This is a genomic window from Bradyrhizobium sp. (assembly GCF_019242285.1).
In the GTDB taxonomy this organism is placed as follows: Bacteria; Pseudomonadota; Alphaproteobacteria; order Rhizobiales; family Xanthobacteraceae; genus Bradyrhizobium.
Genome location: NZ_JAFAVV010000210.1, coordinates 1 through 22,296, shown reverse-complemented (window position 1 = coordinate 22,296; position 22,296 = coordinate 1). Strand labels below are relative to the sequence as shown.

General features: G+C 61.6%; 19 protein-coding genes. 8 read left to right on the top strand and 11 right to left on the bottom strand.

Going from position 1 to position 22,296, the window contains the following annotated elements:
• Positions 1-690: 690 nt before the first annotated feature.
• The gene (locus JOY90_RS07950; protein WP_291690596.1) at positions 691-1,077 is read left to right on the top strand and encodes a hypothetical protein; all 387 of its coding nucleotides are present in this window, start codon (positions 691-693) and stop codon (positions 1,075-1,077) included.
• A 45-nt stretch (positions 1,078-1,122) separates the two neighbouring features.
• Here JOY90_RS07950 and JOY90_RS07945 read toward each other — a convergent pair whose 3' ends face one another.
• A complete protein-coding gene (locus JOY90_RS07945; RefSeq protein ID WP_291690595.1) occupies positions 1,123-1,884 on the bottom strand; it encodes a helix-turn-helix domain-containing protein in 762 nt (253 codons plus the stop codon).
• A 241-nt stretch (positions 1,885-2,125) separates the two neighbouring features.
• On the opposite strand from JOY90_RS07945, the gene JOY90_RS07940 reads away from it, so the two are divergent.
• The 3 genes from JOY90_RS07940 to JOY90_RS07930 all read left to right on the top strand — a co-directional run bounded on the left by JOY90_RS07940 (position 2,126) and on the right by JOY90_RS07930 (position 7,107).
• Entirely contained in the window at positions 2,126-3,709 is a 1,584-nt protein-coding gene (locus JOY90_RS07940) for a hypothetical protein (protein ID WP_291690594.1), read from the top strand.
• Between the two features lie 159 nt (positions 3,710-3,868).
• Positions 3,869-5,746, top strand: coding sequence for a type I secretion system permease/ATPase (locus tag JOY90_RS07935; protein ID WP_291690593.1), 1,878 nt, complete (start codon positions 3,869-3,871; stop codon positions 5,744-5,746).
• Entirely contained in the window at positions 5,743-7,107 is a 1,365-nt protein-coding gene (locus tag JOY90_RS07930) for an HlyD family type I secretion periplasmic adaptor subunit (protein WP_291690592.1), read from the top strand. The genes JOY90_RS07935 and JOY90_RS07930 overlap by 4 nt, the downstream gene beginning before the upstream one ends.
• A 168-nt stretch (positions 7,108-7,275) precedes the next feature.
• On the opposite strand, the gene JOY90_RS07925 is transcribed toward JOY90_RS07930, so the two are convergent.
• Entirely contained in the window at positions 7,276-7,917 is a 642-nt protein-coding gene (locus JOY90_RS07925; RefSeq protein WP_291690591.1) for a redoxin domain-containing protein, read from the bottom strand.
• A complete protein-coding gene (locus tag JOY90_RS07920) occupies positions 7,914-10,085 on the bottom strand; it encodes a protein-disulfide reductase DsbD (protein ID WP_291690590.1) in 2,172 nt (723 codons plus the stop codon). The genes JOY90_RS07925 and JOY90_RS07920 overlap by 4 nt, the downstream gene beginning before the upstream one ends.
• An 80-nt stretch (positions 10,086-10,165) precedes the next feature.
• On the opposite strand from JOY90_RS07920, the gene JOY90_RS07915 reads away from it, so the two are divergent.
• Positions 10,166-10,624: a helix-turn-helix domain-containing protein gene (locus tag JOY90_RS07915; protein WP_291690589.1), complete on the top strand. Its 459-nt coding sequence runs from the start codon at positions 10,166-10,168 to the stop codon at positions 10,622-10,624.
• A gap of 228 nt (positions 10,625-10,852) precedes the next feature.
• Here JOY90_RS07915 and JOY90_RS07910 read toward each other — a convergent pair whose 3' ends face one another.
• Positions 10,853-11,860 (bottom strand): NAD(P)-dependent alcohol dehydrogenase, encoded by a 1,008-nt coding sequence (locus tag JOY90_RS07910; RefSeq protein WP_291690588.1) that lies wholly within the window; start codon positions 11,858-11,860, stop codon positions 10,853-10,855.
• 10 nt (positions 11,861-11,870) lie between these two features.
• Positions 11,871-12,434: a TetR/AcrR family transcriptional regulator gene (locus tag JOY90_RS07905; protein WP_291690587.1), complete on the bottom strand. Its 564-nt coding sequence runs from the start codon at positions 12,432-12,434 to the stop codon at positions 11,871-11,873.
• Positions 12,435-12,538: 104 nt separating this feature from the next.
• On the opposite strand from JOY90_RS07905, the gene JOY90_RS07900 reads away from it, so the two are divergent.
• The gene (locus JOY90_RS07900) at positions 12,539-12,712 is read left to right on the top strand and encodes a hypothetical protein (RefSeq protein ID WP_291690586.1); all 174 of its coding nucleotides are present in this window, start codon (positions 12,539-12,541) and stop codon (positions 12,710-12,712) included.
• A gap of 20 nt (positions 12,713-12,732) precedes the next feature.
• Positions 12,733-14,130 carry an amidase gene (locus JOY90_RS07895; protein ID WP_291690585.1) on the top strand — a complete coding sequence of 466 codons (1,398 nt, stop codon included), beginning with the start codon at positions 12,733-12,735 and terminating at the stop codon, positions 14,128-14,130.
• 186 nt (positions 14,131-14,316) lie between these two features.
• On the opposite strand, the gene JOY90_RS07890 is transcribed toward JOY90_RS07895, so the two are convergent.
• Entirely contained in the window at positions 14,317-16,104 is a 1,788-nt protein-coding gene (locus JOY90_RS07890; RefSeq protein ID WP_291690584.1) for a thiamine pyrophosphate-requiring protein, read from the bottom strand.
• A gap of 270 nt (positions 16,105-16,374) precedes the next feature.
• Between JOY90_RS07890 and JOY90_RS07885 the strand changes: the two genes are divergently transcribed.
• Complete coding sequence (locus JOY90_RS07885; RefSeq protein WP_291690608.1) at positions 16,375-16,917, top strand: DUF4142 domain-containing protein; 543 nt, start codon at positions 16,375-16,377, stop codon at positions 16,915-16,917.
• Positions 16,918-17,687: 770 nt separating this feature from the next.
• Here the strand turns inward: JOY90_RS07885 and JOY90_RS07880 are convergent.
• The 5 genes from JOY90_RS07880 to JOY90_RS07860 all read right to left on the bottom strand — a co-directional run.
• Entirely contained in the window at positions 17,688-18,758 is a 1,071-nt protein-coding gene (locus JOY90_RS07880; RefSeq protein ID WP_291690583.1) for a hypothetical protein, read from the bottom strand.
• The gene (locus JOY90_RS07875; protein ID WP_291690582.1) at positions 18,755-19,288 is read right to left on the bottom strand and encodes a cytochrome c; all 534 of its coding nucleotides are present in this window, start codon (positions 19,286-19,288) and stop codon (positions 18,755-18,757) included. Before JOY90_RS07875 ends, JOY90_RS07880 begins: the two co-directional genes overlap by 4 nt.
• Positions 19,285-19,815, bottom strand: a complete 531-nt coding sequence (locus tag JOY90_RS07870) for a DUF3341 domain-containing protein (protein WP_291690581.1) — start codon at positions 19,813-19,815, stop codon at positions 19,285-19,287. The genes JOY90_RS07875 and JOY90_RS07870 overlap by 4 nt, the downstream gene beginning before the upstream one ends.
• Positions 19,808-21,163 (bottom strand): NrfD/PsrC family molybdoenzyme membrane anchor subunit, encoded by a 1,356-nt coding sequence (gene nrfD, locus JOY90_RS07865; RefSeq protein ID WP_291690580.1) that lies wholly within the window; start codon positions 21,161-21,163, stop codon positions 19,808-19,810. The genes JOY90_RS07870 and nrfD overlap by 8 nt, the downstream gene beginning before the upstream one ends.
• On the bottom strand, positions 21,160-22,296 hold a 1,137-nt coding region (locus JOY90_RS07860; RefSeq protein WP_291690579.1), incomplete at its 5' end, for a 4Fe-4S dicluster domain-containing protein. The genes JOY90_RS07860 and nrfD, both read right to left, overlap by 4 nt.

The window sequence follows — 22,296 nt, the reverse complement described above, 5'->3', positions numbered from 1 at the left end:
ACAAACCGGGAGACCTGCCCTCGATCGTTGCCTTGTGGCAGAACCGGCTACTGGCGGAAACGCCAGTCGCCGTCGGAAGCGGCACATTCCATTTTGAAAGGCGCCGGCCACCGCTTCCTGGTTCAGGGGCGATTGGAAGTGCGCTGGCAGGGGCCGTCTGGCATTTGATCCCCCATCTGGACGGCCCCGCCACGGATCGCAACGCGAGCGGAGCTATCAGTTTGGCAAGGCAATTATTGCACTGAACCCCGCAGCCCTGATTTCGCCAACGCATCCTGTCGTACCGACGTCTTAAGCTAGAATGGCCCTGGCGGCGGCCGGATGTACGTTTATGCCAGATAGCGTCGGCATCGCCGGGCCGTCAGGGCGATTCGTTGACCGGCTCGCGACAACCTTGTGGCGCCTGATCGCTGGCGCACCCAGGACAGGCAGCCCCGGCGCAGCGCTGCTGGTCTGACGCCGGGGCCCCCATGGACCGAGCAGCTGGAAACTGCACCGGGCCAGGATCGAAAAACTTCAAAGTTTTCCGGGCGTTCGATCCGCCATTGTGAACCTCGCCGGCGAACCCTGAAGCCGTTCGATGGTTTAAGAGCGCAGGGTGACATTAGCGCCGACTCAATCGCCTCGAACCTGTCGTATCCGCCAGCCGCCAATTTCGATTGGGGCAGGAACGAACAACAGGGTAGAAGGTTGAAGGACGAATCGGGAATCCAGCCTTGCAAATCCAGGCTTGCAATGAATATGTCGCAGAAGCCCATGGCAGGCGCCGATATGGCAGATACCGATCAAATCTCCGCACCAGTTGGTCATGATGACACTCAGGCCGCGCCTTCCGGTGCGGGAGATACCACTTTCGCAGTTCAAAGCGAGGTCGTTTGGATCCTGGGTGATACCTTGGATCATGCTCGAGCGGGAGGTGCTGCCGAGCTGCACCTGCCTGCGGACAGCCACCTCGTCCTGGATGCTTCGGTATTCTCCGACGCTCCCGCGAACCTGGATCACGCACTTCATCAGCTGACGACCGCGACGGATCTCTTCGATGTTCCCGTTCTCGACTTTGACGGTCACAATTCCTGACGAGCCCGCTGCGCGCAGCTCAGCTTGGATCGCATCAAGGTCGCGCTAGATATCAATCAGTTGATGCATGATTGCTTTCGCGACGGCCTGCGTCGTGGTGACACAACCGAGCTTCTCTCGCGCGGCGTTCAAGTGAAACCTCACCGTTCGCTCGCTGATTCCCAATATGATGCTGGCTTCCAGCGCGGTCTTTCCTGCGGCCGTCCATTTCAGGCAGTCAAGCTCTCGGGCCGACACGAGGATATCGTGTTCAGCATCGTGACCATGCATCCTCAGCACGTGTCCATGAAAATAGTTGGCCAGAATACGACACTCTCGCAACGTCGTCTCAGCGTGTCCGGACCAGCTCGCGGCCTCGATCGCCGACGTGATTCCAAAAAAGGCGGTCTCTCCTCGTCGTCTGTTGAGCGGCAGAGTGATTTGAGTAGATGCGCGCTCCGCGTCGTCACCCAGCCCGCTTTCGGTTTGAAATTCGAAACGGACCGGCTCTTTGCTGGTAAACTGCCTCACGCGCGTATCCGAATAGATGCAATGAACGAAATATCTCGAGCGCTCGGCGACTGAAATATTGATGCATATGTAGTTCAGGCTTGTGAGGCCGTACAAATGCCTCGCCGCGAGAAAAAACGCGACCCCTTCGGAGCGCTCGGCGACCAAGGTGCAATTGCCGACGAGGTGAGCTTGAACAGCTTCAAACATTAGCCACACGGTAGATAATACGGAAATACCGCACTGCGTCATCCCGCCGTTGGGTTCCTCAACTTCAGCGGCGCCTCCTGGTTCCCCATTGGCGTTTGCCGCAGACACATTTTCCGAGTGACGTCTGTAGGTTGTCGTGCATACGAGCGCCTGCTCGTCTGGTCGCCCTGAGCAGGGAGCGAGGCGTCGTAAAGCTCGAAGACGATCGGCTCTGAGTAATCGCTTGATTGCACTTAAGGTTGTATGGGGTGAAATTTTTTGATCTCTTGTCGAACTTTCCGCGCCTTTGCGCGTTGGGCAGATTCTTGTTCTTGCAGTCGCAAATTTTTTTAGTCATGTGGTGTCGGGGATGGGCATCAAACGAAGTAGCGCGCGGGTACTTCAATTCCGACGGCCAACAGCCGGTGAAGACCTTACCGAGAATGACCTGACCGAGCTTGCGGGGTCGCGAGCACCGCCTCGAACACCCCGAAGGCAAAGGGGCCTCTGGAGCTTCCTGACCTGGCAATTTGTCATTGCCCCGATTGTTGCGGCGGCGTCTTCCTTCATTGGAAACGGCCACGCCTCGGCCACTGACGATCAGGACGACCGCATTGCTGATCACCAGAAGGGGCAGCCGGACGCCGCATCTGACCATGGTCAAGCCGCAGTCGGGACCGCCGCTGAAACCCCGGATGACGGTCGCAACGATCAAACAGATTCGTCGTTGCGCCTCCTCGGTGCCACGCCGAAGGGATTGGCTGATCGGGATGGTCTACCGCATGAGGAGCATGCCGGACCGGCTGTCGCGCACGATATCGTTGCGACAGCTCCGGCTGGAGACGGCGAGGTCGATGATGGCCTTGATGCTGCCAGTTCAGATGATTGCAGGGCTGCGCTACACAAATGCATTGCTGCCGCCGGGTCGTCCGGCGACGCATCCGGAGTATCTTCCGGCAGTCCCACCGAGATACCCCCGCCGATAGTCATCGGAGAACTACCGAGCGGCGGTCTCCATGTCGACGTATCGGTCGGAGGAGAGCTAAATCTCTCGCTCCCAACAACCGGCGTCGTTTCGACGCTGCCGGGCAGCCTGGCGGATATGCTGGCGACGGTCGGGCTGAGTTCACCGCTCGACCTCAAGGACTACCTGGGCTTCGATCTGCATGTGAACGCCGGCGGCGAACTCGTCGCAAGTGATCTTGGCACGCTGCTGGACTTAAGTCTTTCGCTCGCCACACTGAATATGGTCTCGCCCGTTGTGAGTCCTGCTGCGAATACCGTCTCGAGCGTCGTGAATCTTGTTGCGGACGGCTTGCCGATACTGGGGACGTCAAATCCTTTGGATCAGTTGCTCGGCAACGACACTCACCATCATTCGGTTATTGGTCATCTCGGCGACCTGACATCCCTCCTCGGCAACGGCTCTATCAGCCATGAACTTCCTGGTCATCCTGGTGAGCTGACGTCCGTCATCGCCGGCGGCGATATCGGCGGCGGAGATCCGATCTCCGCGCTGGTGGACAAACTCGATTGCCTCAAAATGTTGCCTGACGCCTTGGCGGCGACGCCACCCGGCAGCGGCTCGAGCACAGATTTGCCGGTCGTCGGTGCAGTTGCTGATCACGCTCATGTCGGCATCGTCGTGGACGCCATCGACTTTCCATCGCCAGTGCAACCCGAAGGCGATGTGCTGTTTCACGGGAACAGCTACAGCGACTATCACGTCGCCCTGCAATCCGCGGGACCGTCATCCGGAAGCGGCAGCATTGCGCCGATGCTGAACAGCGTGTCAGGCATCCTCGATGCACCGTTGCCCGCGCATGTGGACAGTCCGGGCGAGAAGGCTGCACCGTCAACTTCGACGGGTGCGACGGTGCAGCATCCGGATGCCTTGCTTATCCACATTGCCACGACACTTGATGATCTAAGCTTGCGTAGCCACACGCACTAGCCAAAGGCTGATACGAGAGCGACCAGCTGATACGAACGGGGGACGAGGCATGGGGCAAGGAGCGCTGACAAGGCGTCGGCAGGCCAATTATCTCAATCGGCTGCATGAGCGGGGGTCGACCACCTGTCGTTGGACGCCAACATGTCCCGGGGTGGTGTCGTGAACGGCACGCCGTCATCCATCTCGAGTGGCGAAGATATTTCCAAATCCGTCGAAGCGACCGTTGCCGATCCATCGGGCCTGCGGGCTGCCAACGCCGCGGACCTTCGAAATCCGCCCGACCCGCTCTCGACGTGGCGATCACGGGCGCAACCTACGCTGACCGCCGTTGCGGTGTTTTCGACGTTTGTCAACGTAATGATGCTGACGATGCCCGTGTACTTGTTTCAGCTATCGGATCGCGTCCTGACCAGCCGCAGCCTGGACACCTTGCTGATGCTGACCATTGTCGCGCTCGGCTTTATCGGCGTCCTGTCATTGCTCGATATCATTCGCCGGCAGGTGCTTGGCCGGTTGGCGACCAGCTTCGAAACAATCCTCGGCGGTCCAGTCCTGGCGAGCATTGTCACGTCCGCAAAGGTCGCGGACAGCGCCAACATGCAGTCTCTCCGCAGCCTGCATCACGTCAAGAGCTTCATCGCCAGCCCGGTGATGTTGCTTCTGTTCGACGTCCCGCTGGCGCCGATCTATTTCGGCGCGGTTTTTCTGATTCATCCTGCCTTGGGCTCCATCAGTCTGGTATCGGGCCTCGTGCTCATCGCAATCGCGATAGCAAATCAGAGGGCGACCTCCGGCCCGTTGGGGACTGCCAACCTGCATACATCCAAGGCCGACACCCAGGCCGAGGCGTTGGCCCGCAATTCCCAGGTCATCAACGCCATGGGAATGCTCAACGAGAGCATTCTGCACTGGGGCAATGACCAGGCCCGGGCGCTGATATTCCACGGCGCCGCGCTGGACCGGAGCTTCTGGATCAGCGGTGCATCGAAGTTCGCTCGCCTCTTCACGCAAATCGTCATGCTGGCGGCTGGAGCGTATCTTGCGCTGCACGGCAAAGTCACGGGCGGCATGATGATTGCGGCCTCCATCATAGCGGGTCGGGCACTGCAGCCGTTCGAGATCATGATCGAAGGCTGGCGCAATCTCGTCCAGACCCGCGCCGCCTATGCGCGCGTATGCGCGGCGGTGGACAGCCTGAAACAGGAGCGGGCGCATCTGTTATTGCCCAAACCGACAGGCCGGCTATCGGTCGAGCGGCTGTTGTATTTTCCACCCGGAACCAAGGAGGCCGTGCTGAACGGCGTCACTTTCGAGCTGGAGCCCGGAGAATCGCTCGCCATTGTCGGTCCTTCAGGGTCGGGAAAGTCGACGCTGGCCCGCGTTCTGGTTGGCTGCCTCTACCCGACTGCGGGCAAGGTGAGGCTCGACGGCACGGAACTTCGAAATTGGGATCGGCGTCAATTCGGAGAATTTACCGGCTATCTGCCGCAGGAAGTCGAGCTGTTTCCCGGCACCATCAAGGACAACATCTGCCGAATGCGCAGCGATCTTCCTGACGCGAAAACCTATCAGGCGGCTGTATTCACCGACGTACATGACATCATCTGCCAGCTGCCGAACGGCTACGAGACGGTCATGGAGCGCAGCGGCGCTCCGCTGTCGGGCGGGCAGAAGCAGAGAATTGCACTGGCACGCGCCTTCTTCGCGGATCCCGCCCTGGTCGTCCTGGACGAGCCAAATTCCAACCTGGATTCGGCCGGGGAGCAGGCGCTGACCGATGCGCTTCTGCGAGCCAAGGAGAAGCGCATTACGGTCATCGTCATCACGCAACGGCCCGCCGTCTTGAACGCGATGGACAAGCTGCTGGTCTTGCGGAATGGACGCATGGAAGCGTTCGGCCCGCCGGCCGAAATTCTCGTCCGTTTGATTCGTCCTGCCAGCGCGCGCAAGCTCGCGCCGAGCCCTGAAGGTCAGGTGGCTTCGGACCAGCCGCGAGAGGTGGAGGGCGCGGCCAACAACGGAGAAGCAGCGCAATGATACGGGACTGTCCCGCCATTCATGCATGGCATAGCGACGTGCAGCATAGCGCGCGCGGCCCGATTGCGATCGGCGCACTGATACTGCTGATCTGGGCCTTTGGATTTGGCGTATGGGCTACGACGGCTCCGTTGGCCAGCGCCGTCGTTGCGTCCGGTTCTTTCGTCGCCACCGGGCAGAACAAACAGGTGCAGCATCTGGAAGGCGGAATTATCCGAGCACTCCTCGTCAAGGAAGGAGATATCGTCGAGGCCAACCAGCCCTTGGTACGGTTGGACGATACGGCTGCGCAATCCAAGCTTCGTCGCCTGGTGACACGGCGGTCCAGACTCTTGGCGGCTGCGGCGCGACTTCACGCCGAAATCAATTCCTCGGACCAGATACGGCTGCTCCCGGCGCAGGCCGAGGAGATGACAAATGATCCCGAGATGCGCTCCATCGTTCAGGCGCAGCAAGACGAACTGACGGCGCGCCGACGCAGCCTGGCCAATCAGGAGGAGGTCTTGAGGAAGGAAATCGCCGGTCTGAAGGAGAGCATACGCGGCTATGAAACCCAGATACGTGCCAATCGAGACAGGTCCGCGCTGTTCAGCGAGGAATTGCAGGACAAGAGCCCGTTGATGGACCAGCAGTTGATCAAGAAATCGGAGATTCTCGCGCTGCAGCGGTCCGAGATGGGCCTTGCGGGCGAACTCGGCGACCTGCTTGGCCGCAGCGGCGACGCAACAGAGCGGATTGCACGAGCGGAACAGCAGATTGCGCAACTGAGGCTGGCGGCCGTCGAAAAGGCCAGCGAGGATCTGCGCGGAACGGAAGCGGAACTGGATGACCTGCGCGAGCAGATCCTGGCGGCACAGGACGTCGTGCGGAGAACCGACGTCCGTGCACCGGTGCGGGGGATCGTGGTCAAACTCAATCAGTACACGACCGGTGGCGTCGTGGCTCCCGGTGGCGTCATTCTCGAGCTGCTTCCAATCAACGACGAACTGGTCATTGAAGCGCGAATAGACCCGAATGAGATAACGCACGTCAAGGAAGAGCAGAATGCTCTGGTTCGGCTCACTGCTCTAAATCAACGCCTGACGCCGATGATCGAGGGCAAGGTCGTGTATGTATCGGCGGATACCGTCGCAGATCAGGGTATGCGCCGAACCGGCGAACAAGACGCCGTCGTCAGGAGAGACTCGTTTGTCGTGCGGGTACGTCTTAACGAGCGAGACAAACGCGACAAGGTCGAGAACTTTCGTCCAACGCCCGGGATGCCTGCCGACGTATTCATCGAAACTGGACAGCGCACGTTCTTCACTTACCTGATGCGGCCGGTGATTGACAGCTTTTCGCGCGCATTTCGCGAGCATTGAGGCCTGCTGCCCGGTGTTCGACCGGAAATCCTCATGGCGCGCGTTCCCGAACAGATAGGTATTGACCCTAGAGCTTTTTCCGTTCCGATGGAATCGGAACGGAAGCTCCAGCTTCTTTGTTTTGACGCGTTTCGTCACGCGAACAGGTATCCACTTCGCTCGAAAACGCTAGTACTCGACCGGGCAGCCGTATTGTCGCGTAGACGCCAGCGACACGGGCTTGCCTGACAAGACCTCCTCCAAAGCAGGCCGCACGTAGTTTTGAGCCTTTCGCGGATCACCCTTCGTCTGTTCGTTGACGGCTCCCTGATAAACCAGAGTGCCTGATGGATCGATGATGTAGATTGATGGCGTGCTCTTGGCGCCGTATCGTTGTCCGATTTCTCCCGTCGGATCGAACAAGAACGACGTGATCGTGGCTCCTCGCGCTCTTGTCAAATTGACGGCCGCAGCCTCCGTCAAATGGCCAGGCTTGCCGGGCGCGGCGGTATCGATCGACAACCACACCACCTTGTGTTCAGCAGCGTAAGCCTGTAGCGCCTGCATGTTACCGCTCTCATACTGTCGTGCCGTGAATTCGCAGACAGGGCTCGTCCATTCGAGGACGACGGTTGATCCACGATAATCACTCAGACGATGCGGCGCGCCGTCGCTACCTGAGGCCGTGAAGTCAGGCGCGAGAGCACCGTTCGCCAGGCTCGATAGAGCATAGGATCGTTCCGTATGGGGGAGCACGCCAACCCCAAGCAATATTGCTGATGCGAGGAACGCCGCAAAGCCAAGCATGCGAATGACTTTTACCTTCGTCATAGTTTTTCTCCTGGTTTCGACTTGTCGGCGACGGCGGATTGCAGCCGCTCTATTGCTGCTGCAACGCCTTCCTTGGTGAGGATTTGCGGCAGCACGATCGGTTGGCCGCCGGCGTCAATGCTCGGGTAAAGCACGTAGAGCGGCACGCCAGCCCGGTCGAAGCTCTCGAGATAGCGCGTGATTTCGGGATCACCCTTGGTCCAGTCGCCGCGCAATAGCGCCAGGTGGTTGCGTTTCACCGATTGAGCGAATTCGCTGGAACTGAGCACCGTTGCATCATTCACCAGGCAAGACACGCACCACGCAGCGGTGATATCGACCATGACCGGCCTCCCCGCTGCGCGCAGGGACTCCAATTCTGCCGGCGAAAACTTCCCCCAGACCAGACCGGCGCTCTGCTGACGGACTGCCCCTGCGTTCGGAGCAGGCGTCAGCGCGAGCAGTGCCATGGCGGTAAAGACCGCCGCTGTCGCAAGACCCCGTGTCACCCAATGGGTCCGCACAAACCCGGCCTGGCCAACGCCGACGAGCCACGCGGAAAATCCGATCAGCAGAAGTCCGATCAGCGTCCAAGCGAGACCATCAACGCCAACCTGCTGCGCCAGGACCCATACGAGCCATATGCAGGCCCCGTACATCGGAAATGCCAGGGCTTGTTTGAACCACGCGAGCCACGCTCCAGGTCGCGGCAACAAGCGCACCAGCCGCGGAGCAAAGCTGAGAACGAGATATGGGAGGGCCATGCCCAACCCGACCGCCTGAAAAATCAAGGCGGCGACATACCAGGGCTGCGTCAGCGCGAGACCAAGTGCAGCCCCCATGAACGGCGCCGTGCATGGACTTGCAACAAGCGTCGCCAGTACTCCGGCGAAGAACGAACCCGCGTACCCGTTGCGATCGGCCAGGCGTCCACCGATGCTGATCGTTCCGACTTCGAAAACGCCGGAAAGATTCAGGCCGACGGTGAACAGGACGTAGGCCGTTGCCGCAACCACGATCGGTGATTGGAGTTGGAAGCCCCAGCCAATCGTCGCTCCGGCGGCGCGAAGCGCCACCATCAATCCCCCCAGAATTCCAAAAAAGAAAAGAACGCCGGCCGTAATTGAGAGCCCATGGCGGCGCGCGACTGATGGATGCTGGGCGGCTTGCTGAACAAGTCCAAACGCCTTGATTGCAAGTACCGGCAGAACGCAAGGCATGAGGTTCAGGATAAGCCCGCCAAGCAGCGCCAGGAGCAACGCTTCGGCGATGTCTGCAGACGTCGTCGAGCCGGCGTTGGAAGGCTCGGCCGCAATTGGAATATCGACCGCGTAGGCGCGACGCACATCGCCGGCACCGTCAGCAGCATTGAATGCCAGGACACCGCTTAGCCGCTTGAGCGGGCTATTGGATTGCCCGGGCCGACTGGCCGTGACCGTCAAGCCCTTTGCGTCGACCGAGATGCTCTGTGACGCGCCCGCATCTATGACGCCATCATCAGCAGGGAAGAATGAGGCATTGCTGATCCGGGCTCGATCGAGGCCGGCGGCAGCAAGGCGCACCGAAATGGTTCGGCTGCTCTGCCAAGATGTAACAGGCCACGGGCTGATCTCGGGCAGTTCGGCGCGGGCTCTTGCAAACAGTGCTTTCGCCGACTGATTGCGCGGCGCAGCGGAGTCGGATACCGGAAGCGTCAGCTCGAGGCTGGCCTGTTCAGGAATGCAGGTTTCATTGCAGACGACCCAGTTCGCTTCCGCAGACAGCGTCGCCGGTTGACCGGCGACAAGCTGCGTGGACACGGCGATTGGGGTTAGCAGAACGGCCTCGCCGTCGTATCCATAGATGACCAAAGGCCCTGTCGGTAGCCGCTCGGGCCGAGGCCAAGCCATGGGGCCGGCCACCAGACCGGCCGGGAGAGCCCAATCGATGCGTGTGGCTAGACCTGAATCGCCGGGATTGGACCAGTAGGTGTGCCAGCCCGCCGGAGGCTGAAGTCGCAGCGCAACCCACAAGGTGGTGCCCGGTTGGATGGACGTGGTCTCAGGAATCAAATCGGCTGCGACGCGCGTGGGTGCACTGGTGGCAGCAACGGCGCGACCAGGACCTGATGCCATGGCCCCAACCGACAGAGCCAACAGCCAGAACAGCGTCCCAACGCGGACGACCTTCGTCATCGCCAACCTATCCATCCGAATGCTCTCTCATCCGATTTACGGTGGCCAAGGCCTAACCCTTCAAGTAACTTGAGGGGCAATGGAGATTTTGCACGATGAAGGTTCACCTCCGCGTGTTGACCATTGGTGCCCTGGCGAGGAAAACCGGCCTCAGCACCCCCACGATCCGCTACTACGAGGAAATTGGGCTCCTTCCCCGGGCCGGACGCGGCGCAAATGGGCAGCGCATTTATGATGATGCCGGCCTGCAGCGGCTGACGTTCATCAAGCGATGCCGTGATTTCGGGTTCTCGATTGATCAGATACGCGTCCTGGCGAGCCTATCGATAAGCACCGGCGCGGATTGCCGCGAAGTGCGCGACATCGCGCAAGCGCATCTGAGACGAATACGTGAAAAGCAAGCCGAACTGCGAGCGCTTGCAGGTCATCTGCAGCGGTTCGTGGCTGCCTGTGATGCGGCTTGTATCGGCAGCCCAAGCTGCGACTGCGTGATATTCCAGGAAATAGCAAACCCCAAGACGTCTTCCAATTGCTGTCAGGGAACGCCGTCATGAAGCGCGACATTTCGAGGCTGCGGAGCTGAAGGTGTGACGCGAAGCCGCGCAGCGGCAGGCGATCGGACCGTCAAGGCTCGCGCGTTTTCCGCCGCTGATTTTGAGCGACGTCGCGCTCTTGGAAAACGAAGCAACGCACGGACAACTGCGGCACATAATGATGCTGCTTCGCCTCATTCGCGGTCATGGTCGGCCGACCTCCTCCATGAGACGTTGTATTGCAACAGGTCAGTGCGTGATGACCACCTTGCCGAAGACATCGCGGCCTGAGAGCCGCGCGACCGCTTTGTCGAAATCGTCGAAAGCATAGCTGGAGTCGATGACCGGCCGCAGTTGATGATTGACGGCAACCCGGATCAGGTCTTCGAGATCGGCGCGGCTTCCGACGCCAATGCATTCGTAACGCGCCTGGCTGAAAAACAGCTGCGTCCAGTCAATTTGCGGCTGGTCGCGGCCGATCGTCAGTGCTCCGATAATCGAGACCTGCCCGTGATAGCGAACGGCTTGAATGGATTGCTGCAGCGTCCCAGGTCCTCCGACCTCGACAACACGCTCCACACCCTTGCCGCCGGTCAGGCCTTTCACAGCGCTCGCCCATTCCGGAGATTGGCGCACATCAATGACATGCTCGGCGCCAAGCTCTTTCAGCCTGTTTGCCTTGTGCCCGCTTGTCGTCGTCGCGATGACGCGCGCCCCGCACAGCCTGGCGATTTGAACGGCGAAGAGCGAGACGCCGCCCGACCCTTGAGTCAACACGGTATCGCCGGCACCGATGCCGGAGAGCGCCGACCACGCGGTCACGCCGGCGCATGGAAGCGTGGCGCCTTCCTCGAAGCTCATATGTTCGGGCATGCGCGACAGGGATTCGGCAGAAATGACCTTATAGGTCGACAGCCAGCCGTCGAGCGTCGTCGAGAATTGCACCGGCCGATCGCGAAGCGGGCCGCCGAACCATTGCGGATAGAACGAATTCACAACCTTGTCACCGACGGAAAAGCGCCGAACACCTTCGCCGATCTCGACGATCTCTCCGGCTGCATCAGACAGGGGGCTCAGCCCCGGCTTGGCCGCAACCGGGTAGCGTCCCCGCATGACGGACAGATCGCGTGCATTCAATGCCGCTGCACGAATGCGCACGAGCACGTCCCCCGGTCCCACCTTGGAGAGAGGCTCGGTCACTTTAGCCAGACTCCCCGGATCGCCGGGCGTCGCCTGCCGATAGACTGTGTTTTGCAAAGCTCTTCTCCTATGGCGTGAACAGGCCCATGACACGATACGCCTCGATCGTCTCGTCATAGGCTTTGAGATCGGCACGGCTGCGCGCCAGGAGCTGCGCCCCTGTCACGGCGGCGTAGATGGCGCGCGCCCGCTGTCTGGTCGCCGCAGCGCTCGTGTCGGGTTTCGCCGCGGTCAGCACCTTGGCGAGAAAGGCCATGTGGTCGTCAGCGAAGCCTTTGACTTCGACTTTCACTTCGTCCGGCAGGTCGTCGTACTCGGCCGCCATCTGCCCGCACATGCACATGCGGTTGCCGTCTTCGAGGGCTTTGCGAAAGATGCCGGGATAGCGTTTGAGCACGGCCGCCGGGTCCTGAGACTTGGACCACATCTTTTCGAGACCTGCCGCGGAGTCCTCGCGATATCGCTTGGCAACGGCAGCGCCGAGAGCGGCTTTCGACGGGAAATGATAGTGGATGCTGGCGCCCTTGATGCCGACCTCTTCGGCCAGGTCGCGGAAATTCAAGCCCGTATAACCGTGGGCCTGCGCCCGCGAGCGCGCCGCCGCCAGGACTGCTTCCCTCGTATCCGACATTTTCGCTACCCTCGCCTGTCAAGTGACAGATAGACGTTGACGCCGGAAAAGGGAAGGGCTAAGCCGTTGCCTGTCAAGTGACAGGTAGATAGCGTGGAGGTTATATGAAAATCTATGATCGCGGGCGCGCCCACACGGCGCGTGTCCGCATCGTGCTCGCGGCGACAAGGTCGATTTCATCAGCATCGATGCGTGCACAAGTAGAAGCCTTGCCCGCCGTCAAGAACCGGAGCGGCAACGAGATTCTGCCTGAGGATCTCGCGCGCTTCACCGCCTGACGATTTCCGGAGATCGTGGCATGCCCTTTGAAGACGCTACACAACTGGCCGCCCAGGTGGCGTCCAAGGCGCGCTCACCGGTCGAGATCGTGCAGGCGCACCTTGACCAGATCGAAACCGTCAACCCGCCACTGAATGCGATCGTTACGCTCGTCGCCGAACGGGCGATCGCGGAGGCGAAGCGCGCCGAAGAGGCGGTCATGCGCGGCAACAAGCTCGGTCCGCTTCACGGCGTGCCGTTCACGGTCAAGGATTCCATCGACACCGCCGGCGTATTGACCCAGCGGGGTTCTCCGATCTTCAAGGGGCGCATTCCGGCGGCGGATGCCACGAGCGTGGCCCGCCTCCGGAAAGCCGGCGCCATCCTGCTGGCGAAGACCAACCTACCGGAATTCTCCTACGCGACGGAGACCGACAACCTGCTGACGGGGCGAACGAACAACCCCTGGAATCTGGATCGGACGCCCGGCGGATCGAGCGGTGGTGAGTCGGCAGCGATCGCGGCCGGCATGTCACCCCTCGGCCTCGGCAGCGACGTTGCGATCTCGGTGCGAGGGCCGGCCGCCCATACCGGCATCGTCGGGCTCAAGGCCACGCATGGCCGCATTCCTGCCACCGGCCACTGGCCTGAAGTGCCGCGCCGCTTCTGGCACGTCGGTCCGATGGCGCGGACTGTACGCGATATCACGCTGGCCTATTCGCTCCTGGCCGGGCCGGACGGGATCGACGGCTATGCGACGAGCCCGATCGAACTCACTGCGGGCGCCGAGTCCAAGCCGGCGCACGAGCTTCGCATCGGCTGGTTGGTCGAGCCAGGCTTCGGCGCGATCGCGCCCGACGTGGGGGCGGCCGTTGCCGCGGCAGCAAAGGCGTTCGCCGACCTTGGTTTTCTCGTCGAGCCGGTTCGCATAGCGGCCCTGGAGGAAAACAATGGCCTCGACCTGTACTCCAAGCTGCATGTGCTCGAAACGAAGCCCCTCATGGCACGGGTGACCGAAGGGCGCCTGAGCGAGACGTTCAAATATGCTTCGCGCATTCTCGCCACGGCCGACCCCAGCCCGGCGGACTACATCGCGGCCATCCAGGCGGTCGAGCGTCTGCGGAGCGGGTTTGCCGCCTATTTCCAGCAGTATGACGCCCTGCTCTGCCCGGTTACGCCGGTGTCGGCGCCGCCGCATGATCGCTCGGAACTGGTCATCAACGGCGAGACGGTCACGGCAAGACATATCCTGCGCGCCACCGTTCCGTTCAACCTGACCGGGCTTCCCGCCCTCTCGATGCGGTTCGGCACCAGCGGCGATGGCCTGCCCGTCGGGGTGCAGATCGTCGCGCGATGGCTCGCCGAGACAATGGTGCTGCGTCTCGCAGCGCGCCTGGAATCGGTGAGCGGCGTGCCGGGACTCCGTCCGGACCAATAGCGAGACCGGGCCGGTTAAGCGGTGAACAAGGACGGAGCGCAGCGTGCGGCAGCACGGCGCGCCGGGCGTTTTGGAAGGAGAGACTCGAAGGTGTCGAAACCTTCTCTCTTGCGCCGCAGCGATCATGCCGCGGATCAAAGCCCATTTTCTCCCTGGGGCATGAGCTTCGCTATCGTCGGCCTTCTTTCACTCTCTGCCGGGCAGGATCCTGTCCAACACCTGCCTCGCCGCGCCGGCGATCGCGCCGGCCCCGTCCGGATCGCCTTTGGCGAGCGCGATCGAGAAATTCTTCGCCTGCTCCAGCGTGATGTGCGGCGGCAGTGGCGGCACCTCGGGGTCCGTCTTCACCTCGAGCACCACCGGTACGTCGCTCGCCAAGGCCTGCTGCCAAGCAGACTGGAGCCGTTCGGGATCGTCGACATAGATACCGCGCAGCCCGATCATCTCGGCAAATCGAGAATATGAAACGTTCGGAATTTGCTGCGAGGCCTGGAACTTGGGATCACCGTTGATGATCCGCTGCTCCCAGGTCACCTGGTTCAAGTCCTCGTTGTTGAAGACACAGACGATCCAGCGATGATCGGGCCAGTCGCGCCAATATTTGGCGACCGTGATCAGCTCGGCCATGTTGTTCATCTGCATGGCGCCGTCGCCGACCAGCGCGATGACGGGGCGATCTGGCAGCGCATATTTGGCGGCGATCGCATAGGGTACAGCGGCGCCCATCGAGGCGAGCCCTCCGGAAAGCGAGGCCTTCATGCCACGGCGTATCTTGAGGTCGCGCGCGTACCAATTGGCGCAGGAGCCGGAATCGCTGGTGATCACGACGCGATCCGGCAGCAGCGGCGACAATTCCCAGGTCACGCGCTGGGGGTTGACCGGCTCGGCCGGCTGCTTCGCTCGTTCAGCGAGTGTCTGCCACCACTGGCGAACGTTATCCTCGATCGTCTGCCGCCATTCCCCCGACGGCTTCTGCCGAAGCCGCGGCAACAGCGCGCGAAGCGTCTCCGCGGCATCGCCGACAAGTGGGGCTTCCATCGGAAAGCGGATCGACAGCATGCTGGCATCGATATCGACCTGAACTCCGCGGGCTTTGCCTTCCTTTGGCAGGAACTCGGCATAAGGAAAGGCCGACCCCACCATCAGGAGGGTGTCGCACTCATTCATCATCTTGTAACTGGGCTCGGTGCCCAACAGCCCGATCGAGCCGGTCACCCAAGGGAGATCATCGGGCAGCGCGGATTTGCCGAGCAACGCCTTGGCGCAGCCCGCCGACATCCGGTCGGCAACCGCGATCACCTCGTCGGCCGCGCCGAGGGCGCCGGCGCCGATGAGCATGGCGACCTTATTGCCGGAGTTCAGGATCTCGGCGGCTCGATCAAGCTCGGCATCGTGAGGCACGATCTTCGGCGCCGAATAGCCAACGCCGGACCGCAACGTACCGTGCGCGTGCGGCGGGTCTGCGTAGGCTTCGTCCTGCAGATCATTGGGCAGCACGATCGCCGTCACGGTTCGCCGCGACAGCGCGATCCGCGCGGCACGGTCGACAAGATGACGAACCTGCGCCGGTGACGACGCCTGCGCCACGTAGGCGCCGGCGACATCCTTGAACATCGATACCAGGTCGAGCTCCTGCTGATACTGGCCGCCCAGCGCGTTGCGTGCCTGCTGGCCAACGATCGCCAGCACCGGCTGGTGATCCATCAATGCGTCATAGAGTCCGGTGATCAGGTGCGAAGCGCCGGGGCCGGACGTCGCGATGCAGACACCGAGGCGCCCTGAGAATTTGGCATAGGCGGAGGCCATGAAGGCTGCCATCTCCTCGTGCCGCGCCTGTATGAACCCGACCTTCCCGTCGGCGCGATTGAGCGCGCCAAACACACCATTGATGCCGTCACCGGGATAACCAAAGACGTGGCGCACGCCCCATTGTTGCAGGCGCTGAACGAGGAAATCACCGACTGTCTGAGACATGGGAACTGCTCGCTATCGAGATGACACAATCCCAACAGCGGCTCGGAGCGGTCGTTCCAATGACCGGATCGGGTCAGGCAGCGCTGACCTCAGGCCTGCCGGTTCTGGCGATTCCAGTCCGTGGCAGCTCTTGTCACGCTCGTGCGACCAACAACAGGTCGAAAAGCCGCGCGTTCTGTCGGCGAGGCGTCGAGACGCGCAGACATAGGTCTTTGCATAGGAACCTTCGGTAAAGTCCAGGGTTCAGCTTCAAACCCGATGGAGACCCCAATGAAGACGACGATTTTCGCGCTCGCCCTGGCTGGCTTCCTCACGTCGACTGCATTGGCGCAGTCCGTCGGCGAGAAGACCGGCGTCAATTCTGCGCTCGGGATCACGCCCAAGACCGAGGATTTCATCAAGGAAGCGGCCACGAGCGACATGCTCGAAATCGAAGCCGCAAAGATCGCGCAGCAGAAGGGCAATCCCGACGAGAAAAAATTCGCCGAGCAAATGATCACCGACCATACCAAGACGAGCTCGGAGCTGAAGGGAATGGTGCCCGCCGAGATGACATCGGCAATTCCAACATCGTTGGACGACAGCTCGCAGAAGAAGCTCGACAAGTTGCGTAGCGCGGAGCCGAAAGACTTCGCTGGCGATTACGATCCCATGCAGGTGAGTGCGCACAAGGACGCCGTTTCACTGTTCGAGCGCTACGCCAAGGGCGGCGATAACGCCAAGCTGAAGGACTGGGCAGGCAAGACGTTGCCGGCGCTGCAGCACCATCTGCAGATGGCCGAACAGATGAACGACAACCGCAAGAAGGACTAGGCGCTCCTTGCGCCTGAGGCAGTTCTTCGCAATGGCCGTTCTCGCGCTTCTCGGCGCCACGGACCCGTTGCGTGCGGCCGTTACCCAGGGCGATCTGGGGAGCGTCGGCGTGGCGCCGCCGCCCAATGCGGCGCTGCCTCTGAACCTGCCGCTGCAGAGCGACGACGGCGGCGTGAAGCCATTGCGCTTTTGGCTGGATGGCAAACCCGCAATCTTGGTGCTGGCCGATTATACCTGCCGAACACTGTGTGGGCCGGTCATCTCGATCGTCTCCGATGCCCTCGCCCATAGTGGCTTGCGGCCAGGTACCGATTTCCATTTGATCGTCGTGGGCCTCGATCCCAAGGACACGGCCTCGGATGCAGCCCGGATGAAGCAGGCGCAGGTCGGCCTCGACGACGGCAAGAGCCCTGCCGCATCCTACTTCCTGAGAAGTGATGCAGTCGGAATCGTTGCCATGACCAAGGCATTGGGGTTCTCGTCGGTCTATGACCGCGACCATGATCAGTTTGCGCACCCGGCGGCGGCCTTCGTGATCACTCCCGATGGCCGCCTAGCGCGAACACTCCCTGGGCTTTCGATCGATCCTGTTACCGTTCGCCTTGCACTCGTCGACGCCGGCAAGGGAGCGGTCGGAACGTGGACCGATCACATTCGCCTGCTTTGCTACGGCTATGATCCGGCAAGCGGCACCTATTCAGTCGCGATCGGTCGGCTCCTGGCCCTCGCCAGCGGCGCAACCATCGCCATCCTGGCCCTCGTCATCGGGCTCATTCTGCGGCGCGAGTACCTCGCCCGGCGGGGCGGAGCAAACGCCCATCGCGCGTCAACGCGACCTCGAACGCCCACCATAGAATGGCGGCGACAAGAACCAGCGCCGCCACCAGCATGAGGCTCACAAACACGGGCGCGATATGAGGGACTGCGGGCAGGATCAGGATGCTCGCCTCCCAACATCGCATCACCAGGGTCAACCCGCAGAGCGCCAGCAACCAGCTTCGGTCGCTCCTGACCCGCGCGCTGAGCAAGGCGAAGAACGGAAACACGAACTGTCCCAGTGCGACGAAGGCCAGGACGAACTGCCAGCCATCCGATGATCGCTTCAGATACCAGACCGCCTCGTCCGGGATGTTGCCGGCCCAGATCACGATGTACTGCATGGCATGCAGATAGCCCCACAGCAGGATGGTCGAGAGAAGCAGCGCACTATAGCCCCTGGTGCCCCCAATCCAGCGTCTGGAGAACAGGCCTATTCCGATCCCGAAGGCGATGCCGTCCAGCAGGACAAAGCAGAGATAGAGCAAGCCATAGATCGAGGAGTGGAATTCCGGCTCGAGCGACTCGATCCAATCGATGCCGGCGAACGATACGAGCAACGCATAGACGATCAACCCGACGGATGCGGATCGCATCATGCGGTCGGACGCGCTCCACGTCGCGCGCTGCCACAGCGCGAGCAGCCAGAACATCACGAAATAGACGACCATACGCAGCACGAAAAACCATGGTGCGAGATAGAGAGCCTTGAAGGCGGGCAATGAATGGCCGTCCGATGCCGCTGGATAGAGTTCCTTGATGCCGATCAGGATGGGCAGCGACAATAATCCAACGACCGGGAGCACCGATGTCGCCGCCACCAGGATCGAATGTAGCCCTTCTGTCCAGGCCCGGCGCACCAGGTAGGATGTCATCAATGTGCACAGGGCTCCCAGCGGAATTGCGCCGATAGCGACCCATGCCACGAGATATGCGGCGAGGGTCGAGCGGCGATCGATTGCCAGTCCTGCGATCAAGGCTGCCGCAGCCGCCGCAATCATGATGACCTTGGCGTAGCTCCTCATGGCGTTTCCGATAGCTGCGTGCGCTGCTCCGCCGGCACGTCCTCCACGGAGGCATGCCGGCTGAGTTGAAGCGCGCGAATATAGGCGACGACAGCCCAGCGATCTCTTGGCGGAACCCGAGGGGCATAGGAGTACATCGCACCATAGCCATTGGTGATGACGTCGAAGAGATGCTGATCATCCGCCGCCCGTAGACGGTCGTCATGATAGCTGGTCGGTCGCGGCATGCCGCGCTGGACGATGATGCCGTTCCCGTCGCCACCGGCGCCGTGACAGGGCGCGCAGAAGATGGTGAACCGCTCCTGACCGCGCTCGAGGAGCTTGGCGGTCAGGGCCGGCCGGTTTGCGGCAGCCTCGTTTCGATCACCATCGTCTCTGGCAACGCTCCCCGAGGGCGGTACGCGCAAAGTGCCCGATCGAAACAGGGGCGCGCGCGAATAGCCCCGATAATACGGCTGAACATCCATGTTCTGGTCGCAGGCGGCTAGCGTGATCGCCGCCAAAAGGAGCATCGGGACCGCCAATCTCATGACGTCACGAGCTCCACGGAGGATGCGCCAGCCTCCCGGAGAAAAGCCGGCGTCCGCTCCCGGTCAAACTCGCCGTCATCGGCCTCGATACATAGGAAGAAGCGGTCCTTGCTCGCGAGACGGAAGCGCTCTGCGCCAAAGAGTGGATGGTTCAGCCGCGGCAGCCCGTTCTGCCACAACATCGCTGTTATCATCGAGAGCGCGGAAAACAGGATCGTCAGCTCGAACATCACGACGGCAAAGGCCGAGATCGCATAGAGCGGCCGGCCGCCGACATTGAGCGGAAAGTCGTAATTCACGTAGCACTGCATGAGCAACGCGAAGCCGGCGCCGGCGAACCCGCCGATCAATCCGATCCAGGAGATATTGGGTCTCGGCAGCCTCAATATTCGATCAAGTCCCTCGACCGGGAAGGGCGTAAACGCGTCGAGGCGACGGTAACCGGCGTCTCGCGCCTTCCGCGCCGCCGCAGTCAGCTTCTCGGGGCTTTCGAACTCCGCGAGCAATCCATAGGCGCGTTCAGCCACGCTTCTCCTCCTTCTCTTCGTGAAGGAGCTCCTCGGTCTCGAAGATGGAGATCAGCGGAATGATGCGGATGGCGATGAGGAACGGCACCAGGAAAAGGCCAATGGTGCCGAAATAGGTCGACCAGTCCCAGAAGGTCGGCGTGAACTGGCTCCACGACGACACCAGGAAGTCGCGGTAGAGGCTCGTGACCAGGATCATGTAACGCTCAAGCCACATGCCGATCGCGACCGAAAGCGAGATCAGCATCAGCGACCAGCCGGTCCTTCGCACGCTGCGCCGCCACAAGGCCTGCAGCGGGATGAAATTGAACACGATCGCGCCCCAATAGGTCCACGCATAGGCGCCCGTCAGCCGGTCGGACAAGGTCTGCAGCTCGTGGGCATCGCCGGAATAGAGGGCATCGAACACCTCGAAGACGTAGCCATAGGCCGTCATCAGCCCGGTCGCGAGCAGCACCATGCCGAGCAGATCGAGATGGTCATCGGTGACGAGATTGTTGAGGCCGATCCAGGACCGCAGCGAAATCGCGATGATCGAGACGACGGCGAAACCGGAGAAGGCCGCTCCCAGCACGAAATAGGGCGGGAAGATCGTCGAGTGCCAACCGGGAATTTGCCCCGCGGCAAAGAGCAGCGAGACCTCGCTGTGCACAGAGACCACCAGAGGAACGGCCAGGCCCGCCACCAGCCGATAAGCTTGCGACCAGCGCAGCCAGTGCGCAGCCGAACCTCGCCAGCCGAGCGAGGTGATGCCGAAGAAGATTTGCCAGCCGCGCTTGGTGGCACGGTCGCGCGCCGCGGCCAGATCCGGAATGAGGCCGGTGTACCAGAACGCCAGAGATACCGTGAGATAGGTCAGGACCGCCCAGATATCCCATTCCAGGGGGCTGCGGAATTGCGGCCACACATCCATGGTCGCCGGATAGGGAAACATCCAATAGAGATACCAGGGCCGGCCAAGATGCAGCACCGGATAGATGCCGGCGCATACCACCGCAAACAGCGTCATGGTTTCGGCAAACCGGTTGAGCGAGTTGCGCCATTCGCTCTGGGTCAGCAGCAACAGCGCCGATATCAGCGTGCCGGCATGTCCGATGCCGAGCCACCAGACATAGTTGTGAATGGCAAAGGCCCAGTTGACGGGGATGTTGATGCCCCAGATGCCGACGCCCCGCGTAAACAGCACGACCACCGACACCATCAGCAGCAACAGAAGCAGCGACGCGAACAGCATTGCGATCAGCCAGCGCCGCTCGACCGGAAATTGCAGGGGAATGCCGGTGAGCTGGTCGGAGATCCCGCCGATCGTTTGGCGGGTCGGCAGAATGTCAGCCGAGCGGTCTGTCATTCCTGCCCTCCACCCTCGTCCCGCCAGCGCGCGAGGTAGGTTGTACGAGGCCGGGTGCCCAGTTCTTCCAGGAGCGTGTAGTGGCGTCCGTCACGCCGCAGGCGCGAGACCTCCGAATTGGGATCGTTGATGTCGCCAAACACGATCGCCTTGGTCGGGCACGCGGCCTGACAGGCCGTTACGACCTCGCCGTCGCGGAGTGACCGGCTCTCCTTGTCGGCAGCGGCATGCGCCGCCTCGATCCGTTGCGTACAATAGGTGCATTTCTCCATCACGCCGCGGGATCGCACCGTGACATCGGGATTCTGTGCGGCGTGCTCCGGTGCCTCCGACGGTGTCCGGTAGTCGTAGAAATTGAAGCGCCGTACCTTGTAAGGGCAGAAGCTGGAGCAGGTTCGCGTTCCGATGCAGCGGTTGTAGACCATCTGGTTGACGCCTTCGGCATTGTGGGTCGTGGCGTGAACCGGACAGCCCATCTCGCAAGGCGCCTGCTCGCAATGCATGCACGGCACCGGCTGGAAGAAGCTGCGCGGATCCTCAACCCCGCCTTCGTAGTAGCGTGCAATCCGCAACCAGTGCATTTCGCGTCCAACCGTGACCTGCTCCTTGCCGACCACGGGCACATTGTTCTCGGCGGTGCAGGCCGCGACGCAGGCATTGCAGCCGATGCAGGAATCGAGATCGATCACCATGCCCCAGGCATTCTTCGATGACGGCCATGGCGGATAGAGGCTCGCTGGCACCTCCTGCTCAGGCAGGGCGGGATGCTCTGCGCTGACTTCGCGGACGAAATCAAATCCTTCCATGCGATGGTGAAGCTGAGTGACGGCCAGCGTCTCGTGCCCCCCGACCTTGCGCAAACTGCCCTTGGTGAGCCACGGCTGATCGACGGACCTTACGTCATAAGCATCGTATCCGAGGCCGTCGCCGACGCGTCCCGCGCGCGTGCGGCCGTATCCGAGGTAGAGTGCAACGGTATTCTCCGCCTGTCCCGGCATGATCCAGGCCGGCCCAACGACGTTACGATTGCCGACCATGACCTCGACGTGATCGCCGTTCGCTATCTCAAGGCGCCTGGCCAGGGATGGACCGATCGTGACGACGTTGCCCCAGGTCAGGGTCGTCAGCGGTTT

Bases quoted from the DNA above. Each gene is read 5' to 3' on its own strand.
- JOY90_RS07940 (WP_291690594.1), top strand. From the start codon at position 2,126: ATGGGCATCAAACGAAGTAGCGCGCGGGTACTTCAATTCCGACGGCCA.
- JOY90_RS07930 (WP_291690592.1), top strand. From the start codon at position 5,743: ATGATACGGGACTGTCCCGCCATTCATGCATGGCATAGCGACGTGCAG.
- JOY90_RS07925 (WP_291690591.1), bottom strand. From the start codon at position 7,917: ATGACGAAGGTAAAAGTCATTCGCATGCTTGGCTTTGCGGCGTTCCTC.
- JOY90_RS07920 (WP_291690590.1), bottom strand. From the start codon at position 10,085: ATGGATAGGTTGGCGATGACGAAGGTCGTCCGCGTTGGGACGCTGTTC.
- JOY90_RS07915 (WP_291690589.1), top strand. From the start codon at position 10,166: ATGAAGGTTCACCTCCGCGTGTTGACCATTGGTGCCCTGGCGAGGAAA.
- JOY90_RS07905 (WP_291690587.1), bottom strand. From the start codon at position 12,434: ATGTCGGATACGAGGGAAGCAGTCCTGGCGGCGGCGCGCTCGCGGGCG.
- JOY90_RS07900 (WP_291690586.1), top strand. From the start codon at position 12,539: ATGAAAATCTATGATCGCGGGCGCGCCCACACGGCGCGTGTCCGCATC.
- JOY90_RS07895 (WP_291690585.1), top strand. From the start codon at position 12,733: ATGCCCTTTGAAGACGCTACACAACTGGCCGCCCAGGTGGCGTCCAAG.
- JOY90_RS07890 (WP_291690584.1), bottom strand. From the start codon at position 16,104: ATGTCTCAGACAGTCGGTGATTTCCTCGTTCAGCGCCTGCAACAATGG.
- JOY90_RS07885 (WP_291690608.1), top strand. From the start codon at position 16,375: ATGAAGACGACGATTTTCGCGCTCGCCCTGGCTGGCTTCCTCACGTCG.
- JOY90_RS07880 (WP_291690583.1), bottom strand. From the start codon at position 18,758: ATGAGGAGCTACGCCAAGGTCATCATGATTGCGGCGGCTGCGGCAGCC.
- JOY90_RS07875 (WP_291690582.1), bottom strand. From the start codon at position 19,288: ATGAGATTGGCGGTCCCGATGCTCCTTTTGGCGGCGATCACGCTAGCC.
- nrfD (WP_291690580.1), bottom strand. From the start codon at position 21,163: ATGACAGACCGCTCGGCTGACATTCTGCCGACCCGCCAAACGATCGGC.